The organism is Klebsiella sp. OBRC7 (assembly GCF_000293135.1).
Lineage (GTDB): Bacteria > Pseudomonadota > Gammaproteobacteria > Enterobacterales > Enterobacteriaceae > Klebsiella > Klebsiella michiganensis.
In genome coordinates this window covers 119,449-137,480 of record NZ_ALNJ01000064.1, presented here as the reverse complement: position 1 = coordinate 137,480, position 18,032 = coordinate 119,449, and the positions used below count along the sequence as shown (strand labels likewise).

Sequence of the window (18,032 nt, the reverse complement as noted above, 5' to 3'; positions counted from 1 at the left end):
GACTACGCTTAAACGGGATGGAAACTTTAACTCACAGGTCGAACGTGCCACAATAGCGGCCTCTCGGCTTTTACTTATTTCGAATCAGGATATTAGCTGCCCATGAAGGGTAAATATAAAGCCGCCATCGCGCTATTATTAGCCCTCGTGCTGCTACCGCTGGCTTTGCTATTAACACTCACCCACTGGGTGCCCACGCTGGCAGGTATCTGGCTACCGGCGGGAACCCGAATCTCACTCAATGAAAGCCCGCGACTGACGCGCTCCGCGCTGCGTATTCCGGATCTGCGCTACCTGGTCGGCGACTGCGAAATCGCGCGCGTCGCCAATGCCTCGCTCTCGCGTCCCAGCCGCTGGCGTTTACATATCAGCGAGCTGGATATAAACAGTGCCTGCCTGAACAAGCTCCCGGAAAGCGAAGCCGCGCCGGGGGCGCCGAAAACCCTCGCCGAATGGCAATCAATGCTCCCATACAGCTGGCTGACGATTGACAATCTGCGCCTGTCGCCGTGGGAGAAATGGCAGGGGCGGCTGGTGATGTCGCTAACGCCGCAGCAGCAGGATATCGGCTATGCCGGTAAAGAGGTCACCCTCCAGGCGCTGAGGGTCAGTGATTTTTCCGCGCGTCTGGTGGAAGACCAGGCGCCGGTGAAGCTGGTGGGCGAGTTTCAGATGCCGCTGGTGCCGGACGGTTTGCCGGTCGACGGCCACCTGTTCAGCACCTTTGAATTTCCACAAACTCCCGGTCTTGTCGATGCCGAGCTGGAGTGGCAGAAGAACCGCGGGCAGCTACTGGTCACGCCGCGCGGTGAAGTGGAGCCGATGCTTGACCTGCCGTGGGAAATCACCCCGGATCGTATCATCATCAGCGATGGCCGCTGGCACACCAAATACGCGGGCAACGCGTTGAGCGGCCGGGTTGCGCTTTCGCTGGGCAACTGGCAGCAGGGCACCGAGCAGATGCAGGTCAGCGGGCGTCTTAACGTGCTCACTCAGGGCCAGGCCGGGAAGGGCAACGCCGTGCTGAATATCGGCCCCGGTAAGCTGAGCATGGACAGCAGCGACATGCCGCTACAGCTGACCGGCGAGGCCAAGCTCGGCGATCTGATTTTTTATGCCCGACTGCCCGCGCAGCTGAGCGGGCCGCTTACCGCGCCGGTGCTCAATTTTCACCCCGGCGCGCTGCTGCGTTCGCGCGGGCGGGTCATCGATTCGTTGAATATCGATGAAATCCGCTGGCCGCTGGCGGGCGTCAAAGTAACGCAACAGGGCGTTGATGGTCGCCTGCAGGCTATTCTGCGCGCCCATGAGCGGGATATGGGGGATTTTATCCTGCATCTTGACGGCCAGGCCGACAACTTTATGCCCGACCGCGGCCGCTGGCAGTGGCGCTACTGGGGCGATGGCCATTTCACCCCGATGCAGGCGCGCTGGGATGTTAAAGGCGCGGGCGAATGGGTTGATAGCGCCATTGTGCTCAACAGCCTCTCGACCGGTTTCGATAAGCTGCAGTATGGATCCATGCTGGTGAGTACCCCGCGCCTGACGCTGGAAAAACCGATCCACTGGCTGCGCGATGAGCAGCATCCCAAACTGACCGGCGCGCTGTCGCTGGATGCCGGGAAAACCACCTTCAGCGGCGGCAGCGAACTGCCGCCGTCAACGCTTAAGTTCAACATTGATGGCCGCGATCCGACCTGGTTCCGGTTTAGCGGCTCCCTGCATGCGCAAAAAATTGGCCCCGTGCGCGTGACCGGGCGCTGGGACGGCGAACGTCTGCGCGGCGAGGCGTGGTGGCCAAAACAGTCGCTGACAGTTTTCCAGCCGCTGGTGCCGCCGGAGTGGAAGATGAACCTGCGTGAGGGAGCGCTCTACGCGCAGGTGGCATTCTCCGCCGCCGCCGAACAGGGCTTCGAGGCGGGCGGTCACGGTGTGCTCAAAGACGGCAGCGCCTGGATGCCGGATAACCAGATCAACGGCGTCGATTTTGTGCTGCCGTTCCGCTTTAGCGGCGGCACCTGGCAGCTTGGCACCCGCCATCCGGTATCGCTGCGCATCGGCGAAGTCGTCAACCAGTTCACCGCGCGCAATCTGACGGCGGATCTCCAGGGCACCTGGCCCTGGAGTGAAGACGCGCCTTTACAGTTAAGCAACGTCAGCGTCGATATTCTCGGCGGCAAGCTGACCATGCAGCAGCTGCGGATGCCGCAGCACGATCCGGCGCTGCTGCGTCTGCAAAATATCTCCAGCAGCGAGTTAATTAGCGCGATTAAAGTGAAGCAGTTCGCCGTGTCCGGCCCGTTTAACGGCGCGCTGCCGCTGTGGCTGGATAACGATAAATGGATTATCAAGGACGGCTGGTTCAGCAATCCGGGGCCGATGACGATGCGTCTTGATAAAGACACCGCTGACGCGCTGGTGGCCGACAACGTCTCCGCCGGGGCGGCCATTAACTGGCTGCGCTATATGGAAGTGGCCACCTCGTGGACGCGGATCAACCTCGATAACCTCGGCGTACTGACGCTGAAGGCGACGATTAGCGGCACCAGCCGGGTAGAAGGCAAAAGCAATACGGTGCACTTAAACTACTCCCATGAAGAGAATATTTTTGACCTGTGGCGCAGCTTGCGTTTCGGCGACAATCTGCAGGCGTGGCTGGAGCAGAACGCCAGGCTGCCCGCGCCGCGCTGTCAGGACAGTCATACCTGTAAGGAACAACAATAATGATCAAACTATTCGCCGCCTTTCTGGCCACCGCGCTGCTGGCGGGCTGTACGCCGCGTATTGAAATCGCGGCATCGAAAGAGCCGATCACCATCAATATGAACGTCAAAATTGAGCATGAAATTCATATCAAGCTGGATAAAGACGTTGAGAATCTGCTCAAATCGCGTAGCGATCTGTTCTGAGGCGATGATGAGAATACGACTGGTAACCGCGGCGCTGGCGCTGGTGCTGTTCAGCGCCCAGGCGCAGGCCCTGACCCTGAATGAGGCTCGCCAGCAGGGACGGGTCGGCGAAACCCTCAACGGCTATCTTGAACCGCTGCGTCAGGATAAAGAAACCCTTGAGCTGGTGAAGCAGATCAACGCCGCCCGCAGCGACAGCTATCAGCAGCTGGCGGATGACAATAATCTACCGGTGGATCAGGTGGCGAAAATGGCCGGTCAGAAGCTGGTCGCCAGGGCGCAGCCGGGCGAGTACGTGAAGGGCCTTAACGGCAAATGGCTGAAAAAATAGCTATCGGCAGCGCTTGCGATACTCCCCCGGCGAGACGCCGAAGCGCTGCTTAAAGGCGGTGGAAAAATGGCTATGATCGCTGAAGCCCCAGCTGTAGCCGATCCCCGCCAGCTTTTCGTCATCATGGGCGCTTTGCAGCGCGCGGGCGCACAAATCGAGCCGACGATTCTTGATATATTGCGCCACCACCAGCCCCTTTTCCGCAAACAGCCGATAGAGGCTGCGCACCGACATGCCGGTTTCGCTGGCCAGCCACTCGGGGCGCAGATGTTCCGCCTGAATCGACTCATCGATTAACGCCATGATTTTCTGAAACTGCTTATCGCGCCGGGACGGCTGGGCCTCCTGATGATGCAGCATCGGGCGCAGCAGGCAGACGATGGCCTCCAGCGCCGCTTTGCTTTCGCTGGCCGAGAGTTCAGGGCTGTTCATGCTTTCATGCAGCAGGCGCTGGCTGAGCTGGACCATCGGCAGGCTTTTCGCCAGCCGGGTAGCGATGCTGATTTCACTGCCGCGCAGCTGTTGCTCCAGCAGCGATCTTGGCAGCAGCAGGGAGGCCTGACGCGAGGTTTGCTGCCAGATAATGGAACAGGGACGAGACGCGTCGATCAGGGTGATATCGCCGCTTTCCAGCATCGCCAGGCGGCCATCCTGCTCGATCGTCGCCTGGCCCGCGAGCTGGAAGACGGTATAAAACCAGGCGTCGTTATCGCGCTGGATCTCTTGTCGGGTGCGGTAAAGATTAATGCCGCGGGCGGTCACCGTGCTGACTTTCAGGTCGCCGGCATAGCTGGCGTCGATCTCACCGTGGAAATTATCAGCCAGCGGACGGGCGGCAAACTGCCCGCAGACCTGATTGATTTTTGCTAACCAATGCTGGTAGTTCTGCCCACGATTTGCCGTACTCATCGCGCATCCCTTGTAATAATAATGTTTTTGCATTGTTGCACTTATGATGCCGGAGGCAAGGGTCAACGGCGGAGTATATGAAAGAACTATTACCTGGATCACAGTATTATTATAAAAAAATATTACGTAACACGTTTACTCGGTCACCGCAAATCCGTTATGAAATTTAACAGGCTAAAAATAAAAGAAGATATGATTAGCGGCGGGGCAAACAAGAAATTGTACGTTGTTAACATTGAAGAGAGGGCTGTGTCATCCCTCTATGACTGGAATGTTCAGGAATGACACAGAATTTCTAACGCCCACCGATATATTGCAGTTAGCAAATGAAATCAGACGGGGATACCTTGGGCACTTTCTGAATATAGGGAGCTATATGATTTATTACTCGCTACTGCATTTTTGCGTCTTGTCCAAAGTTGGTCTAGCTGTTTCGCTTGACGCTCCTGCGGTTCGGGTCTCTGCGATGATTGTTTTACACCAAGGGGAGTTAACGTGGATTTTTCCATAAAATTCTCCTGTCTGAATTTTTGCAGACGTTTCCTGTTATTCATAAATGCTGAGTGGATATTAGCATCACCAGGAGAGAATTTATTTCAGCCTTTGTTTATCTTTGTAAATGTATAAAGTGCTTTTGAAATCTATTATTCATCAAGCCATTAATGAATAAGTGCAGGAATCAAATGACACTATTATTCCTGCACTGTTCATCATGATAGCGATTATAACTTTACCATCCTGCTGGCGACTCCCGCAGAATGATAAAAGGAATTATATTTACGATTAATAATCAATGGGCTCGCGAATAATGGGGCAGGTCATGCAGTGACCGCCGCCGCGACCGCGACCTAGTTCGCTGCCAACAATGGTGATCACCTCAACGCCGCTTTTCCGCAGTTGTGCATTAGTCTTGGTATTTCGGTCATAGGCCACGACCACGCCAGGCTCAAGCGCAACCATATTCGCGCCGCTATCCCACTGCTGACGTTCCATGTCGTAGTCATTACCGGCTGTTTCCACAACTCTTAATTGTTTGAGATTTAGCGCGTGGGCTACCGCGTCTACAAAATTATCTTCATCCCTGGTTAAGCGTATTCCGTGGGGCGAGCTTTCATCAGGTCGCAATGAAAACGTTTTGATTTGATTAACAATAGGTGGATAAAGCGTGACGAGGTCCCGGTCGCAGAAGGTAAAAACGGTATCAAGATGCATCGCGGCTCGTAGCTTCGGCATGGCGGCAATCATCACCCTCTCAATTCCCGAATGCGGATTAGCAAAGAGCGCTTGCGCAAGCTGTGCTATCGCCTGGTAAGAGGTGCGCTCGCTCATGCCAATTAACACTGTTTTATTACCAATCGGCATGACGTCACCACCTTCAAGGGTAGCCGTACCGTGGTGGACCGTTGGATCGCCGTACCATACGTTAACCTTGCCAGCGAAATCAGGATGGAACCGGTAAACGGAAGTTGCAAGCACCGTCTCTTCATGACGGGCTGGCCAGTAGAGGGGATTAAGAGTAACGCCGCCATTGATCCAGCAGGTGGTATCGCGGGTGTAAAGCGCGTTAGGTAAAGGAGGAAGCAGGTACTGACTCTGTGCGATAGCGGCGTGGAGAAGTCTGCATTCTTCTTTATCGTATTTTCCGCCTGAGGCGTGTAGCAGTTCCAGCGTTGAAAGGCCGCCAAGTAGAGTCTGCGCGAGTTCGCGGGCGGAAATATTATCGAGAAAGTCTCGCGTTTCGTCTATCAGACTCAAGGGGACTTCATCAGGTACCACTTGTAAATCCAGAATCCATTTTCGCGCCAGAGGATTTTTTACCGTTTCTTCCAGCAATTGATGGAACTCAACAACCTCAACCTCGCGCTCACGCATTTTATTCATAAAATCGAAGTGATCGCGTTTGGCGTTCGCTACCCACAGAACATCGTCAAACAACATACGGTCACAGTTCCCCGGAGTAAGGCGTTCATGCGCCATCCCCGGTGAACATACCATAACTTTTTTTAATTTACCGACCTCTGAATAAACGCCAAAGGCGGGTGATGTGTTTTTATTTTCAGTAAGCATAATATTTTCGTTTATTAAATTTGAATGAGTCCCGTTGCGATCGCATAGATACCGATGATGGCTCCTGACATCAGCATGGCAAACAGAAGACGCTCATCCCTGGTGAAAACTTTCGCCAAGTTCTCTTTTCTCGCGAAATAGTAAAGAATGGTTCCCGGACCGTAAATAATGGTAGAAAGTAAAAGATATTTTACGCCGCCAGCGTAAATCATCATCAGCGAATAAATCAGGGCAATGGCGGAAAGTATCAGCCCCTTACTTATCTCTGTTGCCGAGCTGGAGTAGGATTCCCCGGTTAATGCAAGCTTTAAAGCATATGCGCTGACGAGGAAATATGGAATTAACGTTAGCGAGCTGGTTAACTCCAGTGCCAGCTGGAAGGCGTAGTCGGTGAACAGCGTGATGATTAAAAAGACCTGAATAAATATGTTGGTCAGCCAGACAGCCTTATAAGGGACCCGGTTAGCGTTCTCTTTAGCCAGTACTTTTGGCATCAGTCCGGATTTTGCTGCGCTGTATAACACTTCTGCTGCCAGTAATGACCAGGAGAGATAGGCGCCTAAAACCGATATGACCAGGCCAATACTGATAAAAATCATTCCCGGACGACCGACAATTGTCTCCAGTACGCCTGCCATTGAGGGTTGACGTAGCGCGGCAAGCTCCGGTCGTAAAAGTACTCCATATGAGAGAAGAGTGACCAGACACAGAATGCACAGGACACCGATAAAACCGAACACCGTGGCGGTACCGATATGGCTACGTTTTTTCGCCAGGCGGGAATACACGCTCGCTCCCTCTATCCCGAGAAAGACGAATACCGTCACCAGCATAGTATTGCGGACCTGCGAAAATAAGGACTCGTGCTCATTGTCAGGTGCGGCGATATAGTGCACAAGGTCATGGTACCCTTCAGACAGGGTGTAGGAGTGAATATCCCTGATGTCGGGTACCCCCCAGAAGTTAACGGTGAAAATGTCAGCGTTGAACGCGAACATAAGAACGACAATAAAGACACCTATCGGTATAATCTTGGCCCAGGTGACCACCGTATTAATAATTGCAGCTTCTTTTACGCCCCTTAATACCAGGATATGGAAACACCACAGGGCAACAGAAGCAGTGAGAATCGCGTATAAAGTATTGCCATCGCCGAAGATGGGGGAGAATGTGCCGAGGGTTGATTTTATCAGCACAAAATAAGATACGTTGCCGATACAGGTCCCCGCCCAAAAACCGAGCGCGGAAGTAAACCCAAGGTAATTCCCGAAGCCTTCTTTAGCATAAATAAATATACCCGAATCCAGATGCGGCTTTCTTATCGCCAGAGTCTGAAAGACCAGGGCGAGGGTTAACATTCCCCCGCCAGCGATACACCACGCGATGATGGCAGCAAACCCGCCCGCTGCGCGCCCGAAAGTGGCGGGAAGTGAAAATATTCCTGCACCAATCATCGAACCGACCACCAACGCAGTCAGCGCAGGCAAAGACAACTTTGCATCTGATTTATTCATGATTGAATATCTTGCTCATATAAATTAATGATAAAAACGCTTCTCGCAGCAGACTCTCTGCGTAAGTCCATACCGATAAAATGAGGTGGCATCCCGTCAGATGACACATCATATAATGTTAAAGTCCGGTATAAATCAGCGTGAAAAAACGGATATTGACAGTGATGGCCAGCATCACCAGCATAGACAGAACAAACATTATGCCCATTCGCATAGACTCTATTTTTTTCTCATAGAAGTTGAGATCTTTATTTTTATGAATTTTCCTGCGTTGATAGATAAACATAATGCATAGCGAGATATAAAGTACGGGAGAAATAAGGTGAAGGTAGCCGTAAGACCACAATAACAGTTCACTGGTGCCCATGGCAATGAGCCAGGCTATAATAAACAACATATCAAACCCTTTTATAAAATGTTTTTAACGAAATTTCGACTTTAAGTAGAAAAAAATGGAGAAAATGACATCTACGAAAATCCATAGGCCGCTTAGTAATGCGATGTTTTTAATAGCACCTATCCAGAATGCCGTATCGTGGCGCATTCGATGTTCAGTGAACGGGGATGAGGAACTAAAATATAGAGTATAAATACTGATGGTTAGCATTAATGCATTCACTATAATGAACGCGATAAATACAATGCTGCTGATGCTTTTCTTTCGCTTCGGTTTATTTTTCATAATGTTCACGCAATTGGCTTTCGCTTTATTAACCAGATGTTAGTAATCTACATTAAACGGATATTAAACAAAGGGGGCAGGCTCTTTGATCAGAGTCAATTTAACGTATATTAAAAGACCATAGAGGGTTGTTTATGAATTGTTTAATAAGGCATGGTATTGTGATGTTATCTTACGTGTAGTTTAGTTATTAAACTAACAAAGAGAGTCTTGTCAGGCGTGCGATATGACATCAACGATCCTGTCTGCGATTGTAGAATGTTGAAGCGATATCGGTTGAAAATGCCATGCTCAGTACAACGGGTGTTATTTACACGCTGAAATCAGGCATTGCTTATATTTTGATGAGTGTCAACGGGACGGCTATTTGCATGGTTGTTGCAATATTTCATAATTGTTATGAGTGACAGGGTTAATGCGCCGGAATATCATCCTTTCTGTGATTTTTTTGCTCACAATCGTCGGGTGTAGAGGACCTTCAATTGATGCCAATGATGATATGGGAAATATCTTTTATGGACAAGAACCTCCCCCATCATATGGCATTGTTACGGGGGTAAACTATATAACTATCCAAAACGATACGGGTTACAATACCGTAGGTACAGTTAGCGGCGGGGCTCTCGGCGGTATTACCGGACATACCCTTACTGGTCAGCGCCAGGCGATAGTGGGTGTTGCCGCCGCTGGCGTGTTGGCCGGGCAAGCGATACAGAGGCGGTTGGCCCGTAGCCAGCTTGTTGAATTGTTTATCAGACCTACTGATGGACGTGATTTTGTTATTGTCCAGCCAACAAGAGGAACGCCTTTTTTCGTCGGACAGAAAGTCAAGGTCGCTTATCGACGCGGCAATATTGTCATTTTGCCAGGATAAATGAGTAGCGTATCAAGGTTAATATAACGGCAAGAGAGGATATCGTCATTGAATGTGTCCCCGGGCATCTCAATCAGGCCTGGCCAGCGGGCGTTTTTCAATAATGTATACCTGCCCACCCAATCGACTTAATTGCGGCGCCTGTCACAGCGGCAACAGCGAATGTCACAGAGAAAAAAGCGTGAATCGTGACCCGGGCATAAACTGAAACCACTATCCGTGAACAATAAGGAAGGGGTATGTCCACATCACAGGTCGCGCTACTCGCCAGCGTGCAGCAGTTTTTAGACAGACAGCATGGGTTGTATCTCGACGGTGCGCAGCAGGCGGCAGAGAGCGAAAAGCGCTTAACCGTCTGGGATCCGGCCACCGGTCAGGCTATCGCCAGCACCGCGGATGCCAACGCCGCGGATGTCGATCGGGCGGTGATGTCCGCCTGGCGCGCTTTCGTTTCCCGCCGTTGGGCAGGGCGGACGCCCGCCGACCGCGAGCGGATCCTGCTGCGCTTCGCCGATCTGGTGGAGCAGCACGGCGAGGAGCTGGCGCAGCTGGAGACCCTTGAACAGGGAAAATCGATTAACATTTCCCGCGCCTTTGAAGTGGGCTGTACGCTGAACTGGATGCGCTATACCGCCGGGCTGACCACTAAAATCAGTGGCCGCACCCTCGACGTATCGATCCCCTTCCCGCAGGGCGCACGCTATCAGGCGTGGACCAAAAAAGAGCCGGTGGGCGTGGTAGCCGGGATCGTGCCGTGGAACTTCCCGTTGATGATCGGCATGTGGAAAGTGATGCCCGCGCTGGCGGCCGGCTGCTCGATCGTCATTAAGCCGTCGGAAACCACGCCGCTGACCCTGCTGCGGGTAGCGGAACTGGCAACCGAGGCCGGCGTGCCGGACGGTGTTTTTAACGTGGTGACCGGCAGCGGCGCCGGGTGCGGCGCGGCGCTGACCTCGCATCCTCAGGTCGCCAAGGTGAGCTTTACCGGATCGACCGCTACCGGTAAACAGATTGCCCGCGTGGCCGCTGACCGCCTGACCCGGGTCACGCTGGAGCTGGGCGGCAAGAACCCGGCCATCGTGCTGAAAGATGCCGATCCGCAGTGGGTTATTGAGGGATTAATGACCGGTAGCTTTCTGAATCAGGGGCAGGTGTGCGCCGCCAGTTCGCGAATTTATATCGAAGCGCCGCTGTTCGATACGCTGGTGAGCGGCTTTGAGCAGGCGGTGAAGTCGCTACAGGTCGGGCCCGGTATGCTTGAGAGCAGCCAGATTAACCCGGTAGTGTCGCAGGCGCACTGCGCAAAAGTGGCGGCCTATCTTGATGAAGCCCGTCAGCAGAAGGCAGAGCTGATTAGCGGTAACGTGGGGCCGAATGCGCAGGGCTACTATATTGCGCCAACGCTGGTGATTAATCCCGACGCCGGGCTGCGCCTTAGCCGGGAAGAGGTTTTCGGTCCGGTGGTGAACCTGGTACGGGTGGCCGACGGGGAAGAGGCGCTGCGCCTGGCCAACGACAGCGATTTTGGCCTGACCGCCAGCGTCTGGACCCGCGACCTGAGCCAGGCGCTGAGCTATACCGATCGCCTGCAGGCGGGTACGGTGTGGGTCAACAGCCATACGCTGATCGACGCCAACCTGCCGTTCGGCGGCATGAAGCAGTCCGGCACCGGCCGCGATTTCGGCCCCGACTGGCTGGACGACTGGTGCGAAACAAAGTCGGTCTGCGTGCGCTACTAGCCGCCTGTTCCCCGGTGGCGGCTGGCGCCTTACCGGGGCTACAAGCGCGTAACTTGCGGATTCTGTCGCCAGGCCTGCGGCAAAATCCGCGCCTCGATACCTCAAATCCGGCTTATCTCCGTATGCCCGGTGGCGCCTTTCTCCGGGAGTAAACCGTCACTCCAGCAAGGACGGATCGGCGTCGATCATCATCTGCTTCATCTCTGCAAAATGCTGGCGTGAAAAGTCGGCGATCCCCTCCCAGTCCTGCGCGGTTTTCTCCGCCACCTCAGCGGAGAGCACTTTCAGCAGCTGCCCCGTTGACCAGGCGGTCACCAGAATCTGGCAGGCGCGCTCCAGGGTCCAGATATCATCGAAAGCCTCGCCAATCGACGGCGCGGTCACCAGTACGCCGTGGTTGCCCATCAGCAGCCGGCGCTTGTCGGCCAGCAGCGACGCCAGACGCGCGCCTTCCGCCGTGGTGTCCGCCATGCCGCCGTATAACCTATCGACGGCTATCCGATTGAAATAGCGCGCCGTGTTCTGATCGATCGGCGGGATATGCGGCGTCTCAAGGCAAGCGACGCTGGTGGTATACACCGGATGCAGGTGCAGCACCACCCGCACCTCCGGCAGGCGCTGGTGGATTTGCCCGTGAATCGCCCACGCCGTGGCGTCGACGTCAGATCGCCGGGCGCAGGCTTCATCATCGGCGTCCAGCAGCAGCAGGTCGCTGGCGCGGATACGCGAAAAGTGTTTCCATTTCGGATTCAGCAGGAATTTTTTGCCGTCCGCCGAGATGGCCGCGCTAAAGTGGTTGGCCACCGCCTCGTGCATCCCGAGATGGGCGATGATACGGAAGGTCGCCGCCAGGTCGATGCGCGTCTGTTCTTCATAAGAGCGGGCCATGTCGTTACTCCGCTTTTGGCATCAGGGTTTGCAGGTCCTCAGGCGTCGGCGCCTGGAAGTTATATTTCTTCAGCAGTGCGGCGTATTCCGGCGTCGCGCTGTATTTCTTCAGTCCTTCCTCCAGCGCGGTTTTCACTTCGCTATTGCCTTTTTTCACCCCAAAGCCATTGAGCACCGGATAAATTAAGGTTTCGGAAGAGATCGTCACCCGATCGCCAAGCTTATCAATCACGCCGCGCGCCACCGCCGCATCGGTGATTTGCGCCTCAACCGCCCGCGAGAGCAGCGCCTGGGTGGTTTGCGGGTCGGTGGTGTATTCGCTAAGCGCTATTGGCTTCAGGCCCTTTTTCACGCAGTAGTCGGCGGAGAGCTTTTGCAACTGCGCCAGCCAAGAGGTCGCGCCCATAGAGCCAATTTTATGACCGCAAAACGCTTCCGGCGTTTTCGGCTGATAGTCGCTGCCTTTCAGCGCGAGGATCGCTTCGCCGCTTTTCAGATAGGGCACCATATCGATAACCTTCAGACGCTCGGCGGTGATGTACATCGACGAGTTGGTGATATCGAAGCGTCCGCCCTGCAAGCCCGGAATCAAATTCGGAAACCGGGTATCAATATTCACCGCCTCGCGGCCCATGGTTTTCGCCAGCCCGGCAAGAAACTCGATATCGAACCCGGCGGGCTTGTTGTTTTCCATATATTCATACGGAAAAAAGGTCATATCAGAACCGGCGGTGATTTTCCCCGGCTGCTGGAAGGCCTGGGCGCTAAAGGACGACAGGGCGCCGGCGGTGCAAAGGAGCAGGGCAGCAGGGCGGAAAGCTTTAAAACGTTTCATACAACCTCCAGAGAGTGGGCAAATTACATGCTGGCGCGATCGGTACCGGCCTGCTGGACGAAAAAGGATGCGCCGCGCGGTTTTTGCGGCAGGCGTAAATGATTCACGGTACTGCGCACCCGGCCGCTCTCTTCCCCGGCAACCATCTGACCGGCGTGCGCGCTGGGCAGCGGATTTTCGCCGTAAGGCAGGGCATCTTCCGCCGCGTAGACGCTGATAAACAGCGTCCGCGGCAGATCGGTTTCATTGGGGCTGGAGGCGTGGAGCAGACGAGTATGCATAAAGCACACCGATCCCGCCGGGCCGAAACAGGCCTGCGGCTGCTGGCAGTGGGTTGCTTCAACCTCCCGATCCACGGCGCCGGTAAAACGATCGTTTTGCCAGTGGGACCACAGCGGCCCCCGATGGCTTCCCGGCACCACGTTGAGCGGGCCGTTCTCCGGCGTCACTTCGCTGACCATCAGCAGGGCGGTGATGATGTCGTCGTTGCTGTGGGGGGTAAACAGAAAATCCTGGTGCCACTTTACCTGCGTGGCGGTGTGCGGCAGCTTGGAGTTGATTTTGCTGTGATGGAAGCGGGTCCCGCTGCCGCCGATCAGCTGACCGGCAATCGCCGCCATTCTCGAATCAAGCGCGGCGTGGCGGTAGGCGGCGGAAATCTCCGTGGGGGAACTCACCCGGCGCAGCGAGGGATGATGGGGCGCGTGGTCGCTTTCGAGGTCGAAACGCGGCCGACCATCCAGGGTTTCGCCCCAAACTTCGCTATGCTGTCGGCTCTCTTCGACCCAGGCGTCGAAATCGGCCTGCAGCAGCGCGACTTCCTCGGCGGAAAGCACCTCTTCGACAACCAGAAAACCCTGCTGATGAAACTGTTCGATTTGCCACTGCGCGATCATATTTTTCTCCTTTCGGGAACGGAGGCGTTAAGCCAAAGAGACATCTTTCAGGAAGGCGTCCACGCGCGGATGCTGGCCGTCGCGCATTGCCTGAGGCGTGTCGTCGCAGACCACGCGTCCTTTTTCCATAAACACAATTCGATCGGAAACCTTAAAGGCGAAGTTCATTTCATGGGTGACGATCACCATGGTGATGCCTTCATGGGCCAGCGATTCGATAACCTGCAGAACCTCGTTAACTTTTTCCGGATCCAGCGCCGAGGTGGGCTCATCGAACAGCATAATTTGTGGGCGCATCATCAGGGCGCGGGCAATCGCTACCCGCTGCTGCTGGCCGCCGGAAAGCTGATGCGGATATTTCCACGCGTGTTCCAGCATGCCGACTTTATGCAGCAGTTCGCAGGCGTGCTGCTTCAGCTCGCCTTCGCTGGCCAGATGGTGATAGCGCGGCGCCAGCAGCAGGTTGCCGAGTACGGTCAGGTGGGGGAACAGGTTGAAGCTCTGGAAGACCATGCCGATATTCTGGCGATGCTCGCTGTTCTCCATAAAACGCGGCTTCTGCTGCCCCTGGCGGTCAAGGTGAATAAAAGGCTGGCCGTTGATTTTGATCTCGCCGTTATCAATCTGCTCAAGGCCGTTCAGCAGGCGGATCAGCGTGGTTTTACCGGAGCCGGACGGGCCGATGACGGAGACCACTTCGCCGGGCTGAATTTGCAGGCTGACGGCGCCCAGCACTTCGACATTGTTATAGGCTTTATGCAGCTTTGATGCCTGTAGCGCCGGCTCCTGCGCGACGCTAACGCTGCGGGCCATTGCCGGACGCCGCGCGGTGGCCAGCTGCTGCATTTCTTCATCCACCGGGCGCGTGGTTTTACGCTGGGTGACGTCGAGCCAGGTCTCGAGGCGCTTAAGCAGGAAATCAAACACCGTGACGATCAGGATGTAGTAAAACGCCACCGCCGCCATGGTCTCCATGACGAGGAAATTCTGCGAATAGAGCCGCTGGCCGACCATTAAGATCTCGGTCAGGGAGATAACCGACACCAGCGAGCTGAGCTTGACGATGGCGATATACTCATTAGCCAGCGCCGGCAGGGCGACGCGCAGCGCCTGCGGGATCACCACACGCCACTGGGTGCCGGCATAGCGCAGCCCGAGCGCGCGGGCGGCTTCGCTCTGTCCTTTCGGAATCGACAGCAGTCCGCCGCGATGAATTTCAGCAATATAGGCGGCTTCGCTCAGCACCATCGCCAGCAGTCCGGCCCAGAACGGGTCGTTCAGCACCGGCGCGAAGGCGGGCAGCGCCTGCGGCATGTTGTAGACAAAAATCAGCAGCACCAGCAGCGGCATGCTGCGAAACAGCCAGATATAGAGGCGGGCAGGCGCGTTAAACAGCTTGCGCGGCGACTGTTTGGCCAGCGCCAGAATAAACCCCAGCACAATACTGAAAGCCCAGGTCAGCAAACTTAATTTGATGACGGTCCAGGTGGCCTGCCAGAAATCGACATCGCTGAGCAGGCTTAACATATAGTTCCAGTTAAACGTCATGGGCTATTTCACTCGCCATAATTAACGGAAATTAAGGCGATTCCCCTGTACTAAAATGGGGAGCCGCCGGCGTTCATCTTGCCATGACACTATGCTGGCACTCTTCGACCGGTGGCAATTAGTAAATTTTTGGCCTTTAAGTTTAAAAAAACTATACAGCTATATTAACCTCAGGGAATTTAACGCAATTAATGAGAAACAGCATTGAAACAACTTAAAAACAATCACCCTTATTTTTAAACCTGATTTTTCGTGAAATGACAATTTGTGCAATATTGGGGCGCGCCGCGGGCGAATAAGGTGCAGGGCGATGCTTTATGGTGCAATACGCGAAATCAGGCAAAAAAAGAGGGCGGGTTATAAATAGAAACGGCGGCTATTTGCCGACGAGGTAAAGCGTAAACGGCATGGCACGATGCTTGCAGTCTGCTTATCGTAAAACTAAGCCCGTTCGTAATAAGACAATATTTTATCAATGGTGACGCCATGAACCGATTTACCCTTAAACAGCTTAAGTATTTCGTGACGGTGGTGGAAACGGAGAGTATCGCCGAGGCTTCCCGCCAGCTGCATATTGCCCAGCCGTCGATCTCCATTGCCATCAAAAACCTGGAAAGCACCTTCGACCAGCAGCTGTTTATTCGCCACCACGCGCAGGGCGTATCCCTGACCTCAAGCGGGCGGCGCTTCTACGATAAAGCCAAAGAGCTGCTGCGGCTGTCGTATGAATTTGAACAGAACTCGCGGGCGGATAAAGAGCTGGTATCCGGGACTATTTCCGTCGGCTGCTTTGAATCCGTCGCGCCGCTGTATATGCCAAAACTGGTGGCGGGATTTAAAAAAATGTATCCCGAGATCACTCTCCAGCTCTACGACGGTGAGCAACATGAGCTGATGCACGGCCTGCATCGCGGGCGCTTCGATCTGGCGCTGGTCTACGACCTGGAGCTGGGTCACTCCATTCATAAAGAGCTGCTGAACGCCCCGCATAAACCCTATGCTTTGCTGCCCGCTTCTCATCCGCTGGCGCAGAAAAAATGCGTCACGCTCCAGGAATTAAGCCGGGAACCGATGATTTTGCTCGATGCGGTCCCCAGCAAAAACTATTTTGTCTCGATATTTAAAGAGAAAGGTTATCACCCGGAAGTGGCCTACAGTTCGCCGTCCATAGAAATGGTGCGCTGTATGGTCGGGCAGGGATTAGGCTTTTCGGTACTGGTTACCCGTCCGCTGTGCGATATGACCTATGACGGTGAAAAGCTGGTGCAGCTGGATATTGCCGACGAAATGCCTGCGTCAACATTAATTATGGCGCATCTTGCCAATAATGAACCCACGCGTCCGACGCAGCTATTTATGGATTATTGCCGCAGCATAGAATTAACGCCGCATCAGCACGCGTAATTTAATTAACACGGCCGCAAGCGTTATTTTCTTGTCGCGTCATTCAGCCTCGTAAATTTCTATTCAGACGATCGTTTTATAATAATTTACCATTTCATCACACTTACTTAACCTGAGTTCTGTCAATCCCGGCGGATAAGCCGGACAACCGTGCTTGAAGGACACAGATATGACAGAGCAGATTACAGAGATCGATACCCTGGTGGTAGGCGCGGGGCAGGCGGGTGTTGCCATGAGCGAGCATCTGACGCATCACGGCATTCCGCATTTGGTGCTGGAAAAAAAGCGCATCGCTGAGGCCTGGCGCAGCGGCCGCTGGGATTCGCTGGTGGCCAACGGCCCGGCCTGGCACGATCGGTTTCCCGGCATGACCTTCCCCGACTGCGACGCCGACAGCTTTGTCGCCAAAGAGCAGATCGCCGACTACTTCGCCGCGTATGCCAAAACCTTTAATGCACCGATCAAAACCGGCGTTGAGGTCTTTAGCGCCGAGCGTTTAAACGGCCGTCCGGGGTTTCGCGTGGAAACGTCACTGGGCGTGATTGAGGCGCAGCGTATCGTCGCCGCCACCGGGCCGTTCCAGCGCCCGGTGATACCGGCCGTCGCGCCGCAGGATAGCGCTGTACAGCAGATTCATTCCGCGCACTATTTCAACCCGCAGCAGCTTCCGGAAGGCGGTGTGCTGGTGGTTGGCGCGGGGTCGTCCGGCGTACAAATCGCCGATGAGCTCCGCCGGGCGGGGCGCGCGGTGTGGCTCTCCGTCGGCGCGCACGATCGCCCGCCGCGCCGCTACCGCCAGCGCGATTTTTGCTGGTGGCTGGGGGTGTTAGGGCTGTGGGATGCGGCGGCCAATCAGCCCGGCAAAGAGCACGTGACGATTGCGGTCAGCGGCGCGCGCGGCGGTCATACCGTTGATTTTCGCCAGCTGGCGCACCAGGGAATTACCCTGGTCGGACAGACGCACGGTTTTACCGAGGGCAAAGCCGTATTCCGTGCCGATCTGGCGGACAACATTCGTCTCGGCGACGCCTCTTATCTGGCGCTGCTCGACGCCGCGGATGAGTATATCGCCCGCAACGGGCTGTCGCTGCCGGAAGAGCCGGAAGCGCGCTTTTTCCTGCCCGACCCCGATTGCCTGACCCAGCCCCTCACCGAGCTCGACCTGGCAGCCGCGGGGGTGAGCTGCATTATCTGGGCTACCGGCTATACCACTGATTACCGCTGGCTGAAGGTCAACGCCTTTAATGAACAGCAGCGCCCGCAGCACCACCGCGGCGTTTCCAGCGAACCGGGCGTCTATTTCCTCGGTCTGCCGTGGCTCTCCCGCCGTGGCTCAACCTTTATCTGGGGTGTCTGGCACGATGCGAAATATATCGCCGACCAGATTGCCATTCAGCGCCAGTATCAACGCTATCAACCTTCCTGCTAATGCCTGA

15 protein-coding genes are annotated in these 18,032 nt (G+C 55.0%); 7 read left to right on the top strand and 8 right to left on the bottom strand.

Going from position 1 to position 18,032, the window contains the following annotated elements; genetic code table 11:
• The first annotated feature begins 102 nt into the window (after nt 1–102).
• The 3 genes from HMPREF1144_RS13325 to HMPREF1144_RS13315 are packed head-to-tail and all read left to right on the top strand — an operon-like array spanning nt 103 to nt 3,240.
• Nucleotides 103–2,724 carry a YdbH family protein gene (locus tag HMPREF1144_RS13325; protein WP_009652969.1) on the top strand — a complete coding sequence of 874 codons (2,622 nt, stop codon included), beginning with the start codon at nt 103–105 and terminating at the stop codon, nt 2,722–2,724.
• On the top strand, nt 2,724–2,909 hold the full coding sequence (locus tag HMPREF1144_RS13320) for a YnbE family lipoprotein (protein WP_004121063.1): 186 nt from the start codon (nt 2,724–2,726) through the stop codon (nt 2,907–2,909). Before HMPREF1144_RS13325 ends, HMPREF1144_RS13320 begins: the two co-directional genes overlap by 1 nt.
• 7 nt (nt 2,910–2,916) lie before the next feature.
• Entirely contained in the window at nt 2,917–3,240 is a 324-nt protein-coding gene (locus HMPREF1144_RS13315; protein ID WP_004850377.1) for a YdbL family protein, read from the top strand.
• Here HMPREF1144_RS13315 and feaR read toward each other — a convergent pair whose 3' ends face one another.
• From feaR to HMPREF1144_RS13295, 4 genes are all read right to left on the bottom strand, one after another.
• Nucleotides 3,241–4,149, bottom strand: a complete 909-nt coding sequence (gene feaR / locus HMPREF1144_RS13310; protein ID WP_009653061.1) for a transcriptional regulator FeaR — start codon at nt 4,147–4,149, stop codon at nt 3,241–3,243.
• 783 nt (nt 4,150–4,932) lie between these two features.
• Nucleotides 4,933–6,216: an arginine deiminase gene (locus HMPREF1144_RS13305; protein WP_009653002.1), complete on the bottom strand. Its 1,284-nt coding sequence runs from the start codon at nt 6,214–6,216 to the stop codon at nt 4,933–4,935.
• 14 nt (nt 6,217–6,230) lie between these two features.
• Complete coding sequence (locus HMPREF1144_RS13300; protein ID WP_071532261.1) at nt 6,231–7,730, bottom strand: amino acid permease; 1,500 nt, start codon at nt 7,728–7,730, stop codon at nt 6,231–6,233.
• A gap of 118 nt (nt 7,731–7,848) precedes the next feature.
• The gene (locus HMPREF1144_RS13295) at nt 7,849–8,127 is read right to left on the bottom strand and encodes a hypothetical protein (protein WP_009652991.1); all 279 of its coding nucleotides are present in this window, start codon (nt 8,125–8,127) and stop codon (nt 7,849–7,851) included.
• Nucleotides 8,128–8,827: 700 nt separating this feature from the next.
• On the opposite strand from HMPREF1144_RS13295, the gene HMPREF1144_RS13285 reads away from it, so the two are divergent.
• Nucleotides 8,828–9,286 carry a hypothetical protein gene (locus tag HMPREF1144_RS13285; RefSeq protein ID WP_032721390.1) on the top strand — a complete coding sequence of 153 codons (459 nt, stop codon included), beginning with the start codon at nt 8,828–8,830 and terminating at the stop codon, nt 9,284–9,286.
• A gap of 239 nt (nt 9,287–9,525) precedes the next feature.
• A complete protein-coding gene (locus tag HMPREF1144_RS13280) occupies nt 9,526–11,025 on the top strand; it encodes an aldehyde dehydrogenase family protein (RefSeq protein WP_009653043.1) in 1,500 nt (499 codons plus the stop codon).
• A gap of 156 nt (nt 11,026–11,181) precedes the next feature.
• Here the strand turns inward: HMPREF1144_RS13280 and HMPREF1144_RS13275 are convergent, their stop codons facing one another.
• Genes HMPREF1144_RS13275 through HMPREF1144_RS13260 form a run of 4 tightly spaced genes read right to left on the bottom strand, consistent with a single transcriptional unit; the run spans nt 11,182 to nt 15,192 of the window.
• Nucleotides 11,182–11,913: a class II aldolase and adducin N-terminal domain-containing protein gene (locus tag HMPREF1144_RS13275; RefSeq protein WP_009652984.1), complete on the bottom strand. Its 732-nt coding sequence runs from the start codon at nt 11,911–11,913 to the stop codon at nt 11,182–11,184.
• A gap of 4 nt (nt 11,914–11,917) precedes the next feature.
• Complete coding sequence (locus HMPREF1144_RS13270; protein ID WP_004850396.1) at nt 11,918–12,748, bottom strand: ABC transporter substrate-binding protein; 831 nt, start codon at nt 12,746–12,748, stop codon at nt 11,918–11,920.
• 23 nt (nt 12,749–12,771) lie between these two features.
• Nucleotides 12,772–13,644 (bottom strand): phytanoyl-CoA dioxygenase family protein, encoded by an 873-nt coding sequence (locus tag HMPREF1144_RS13265; RefSeq protein ID WP_009652986.1) that lies wholly within the window; start codon nt 13,642–13,644, stop codon nt 12,772–12,774.
• A 27-nt stretch (nt 13,645–13,671) separates the two neighbouring features.
• Nucleotides 13,672–15,192 (bottom strand): amino acid ABC transporter permease/ATP-binding protein, encoded by a 1,521-nt coding sequence (locus tag HMPREF1144_RS13260; RefSeq protein ID WP_004850401.1) that lies wholly within the window; start codon nt 15,190–15,192, stop codon nt 13,672–13,674.
• A gap of 486 nt (nt 15,193–15,678) precedes the next feature.
• Between HMPREF1144_RS13260 and HMPREF1144_RS13255 the strand changes: the two genes are divergently transcribed.
• Both HMPREF1144_RS13255 and HMPREF1144_RS13250 read left to right on the top strand, forming a co-directional pair.
• Nucleotides 15,679–16,596: a LysR substrate-binding domain-containing protein gene (locus tag HMPREF1144_RS13255; protein ID WP_009653045.1), complete on the top strand. Its 918-nt coding sequence runs from the start codon at nt 15,679–15,681 to the stop codon at nt 16,594–16,596.
• A gap of 169 nt (nt 16,597–16,765) precedes the next feature.
• Complete coding sequence (locus HMPREF1144_RS13250) at nt 16,766–18,025, top strand: flavin-containing monooxygenase (protein WP_009652964.1); 1,260 nt, start codon at nt 16,766–16,768, stop codon at nt 18,023–18,025.
• Nucleotides 18,026–18,032 lie beyond the last annotated feature (7 nt).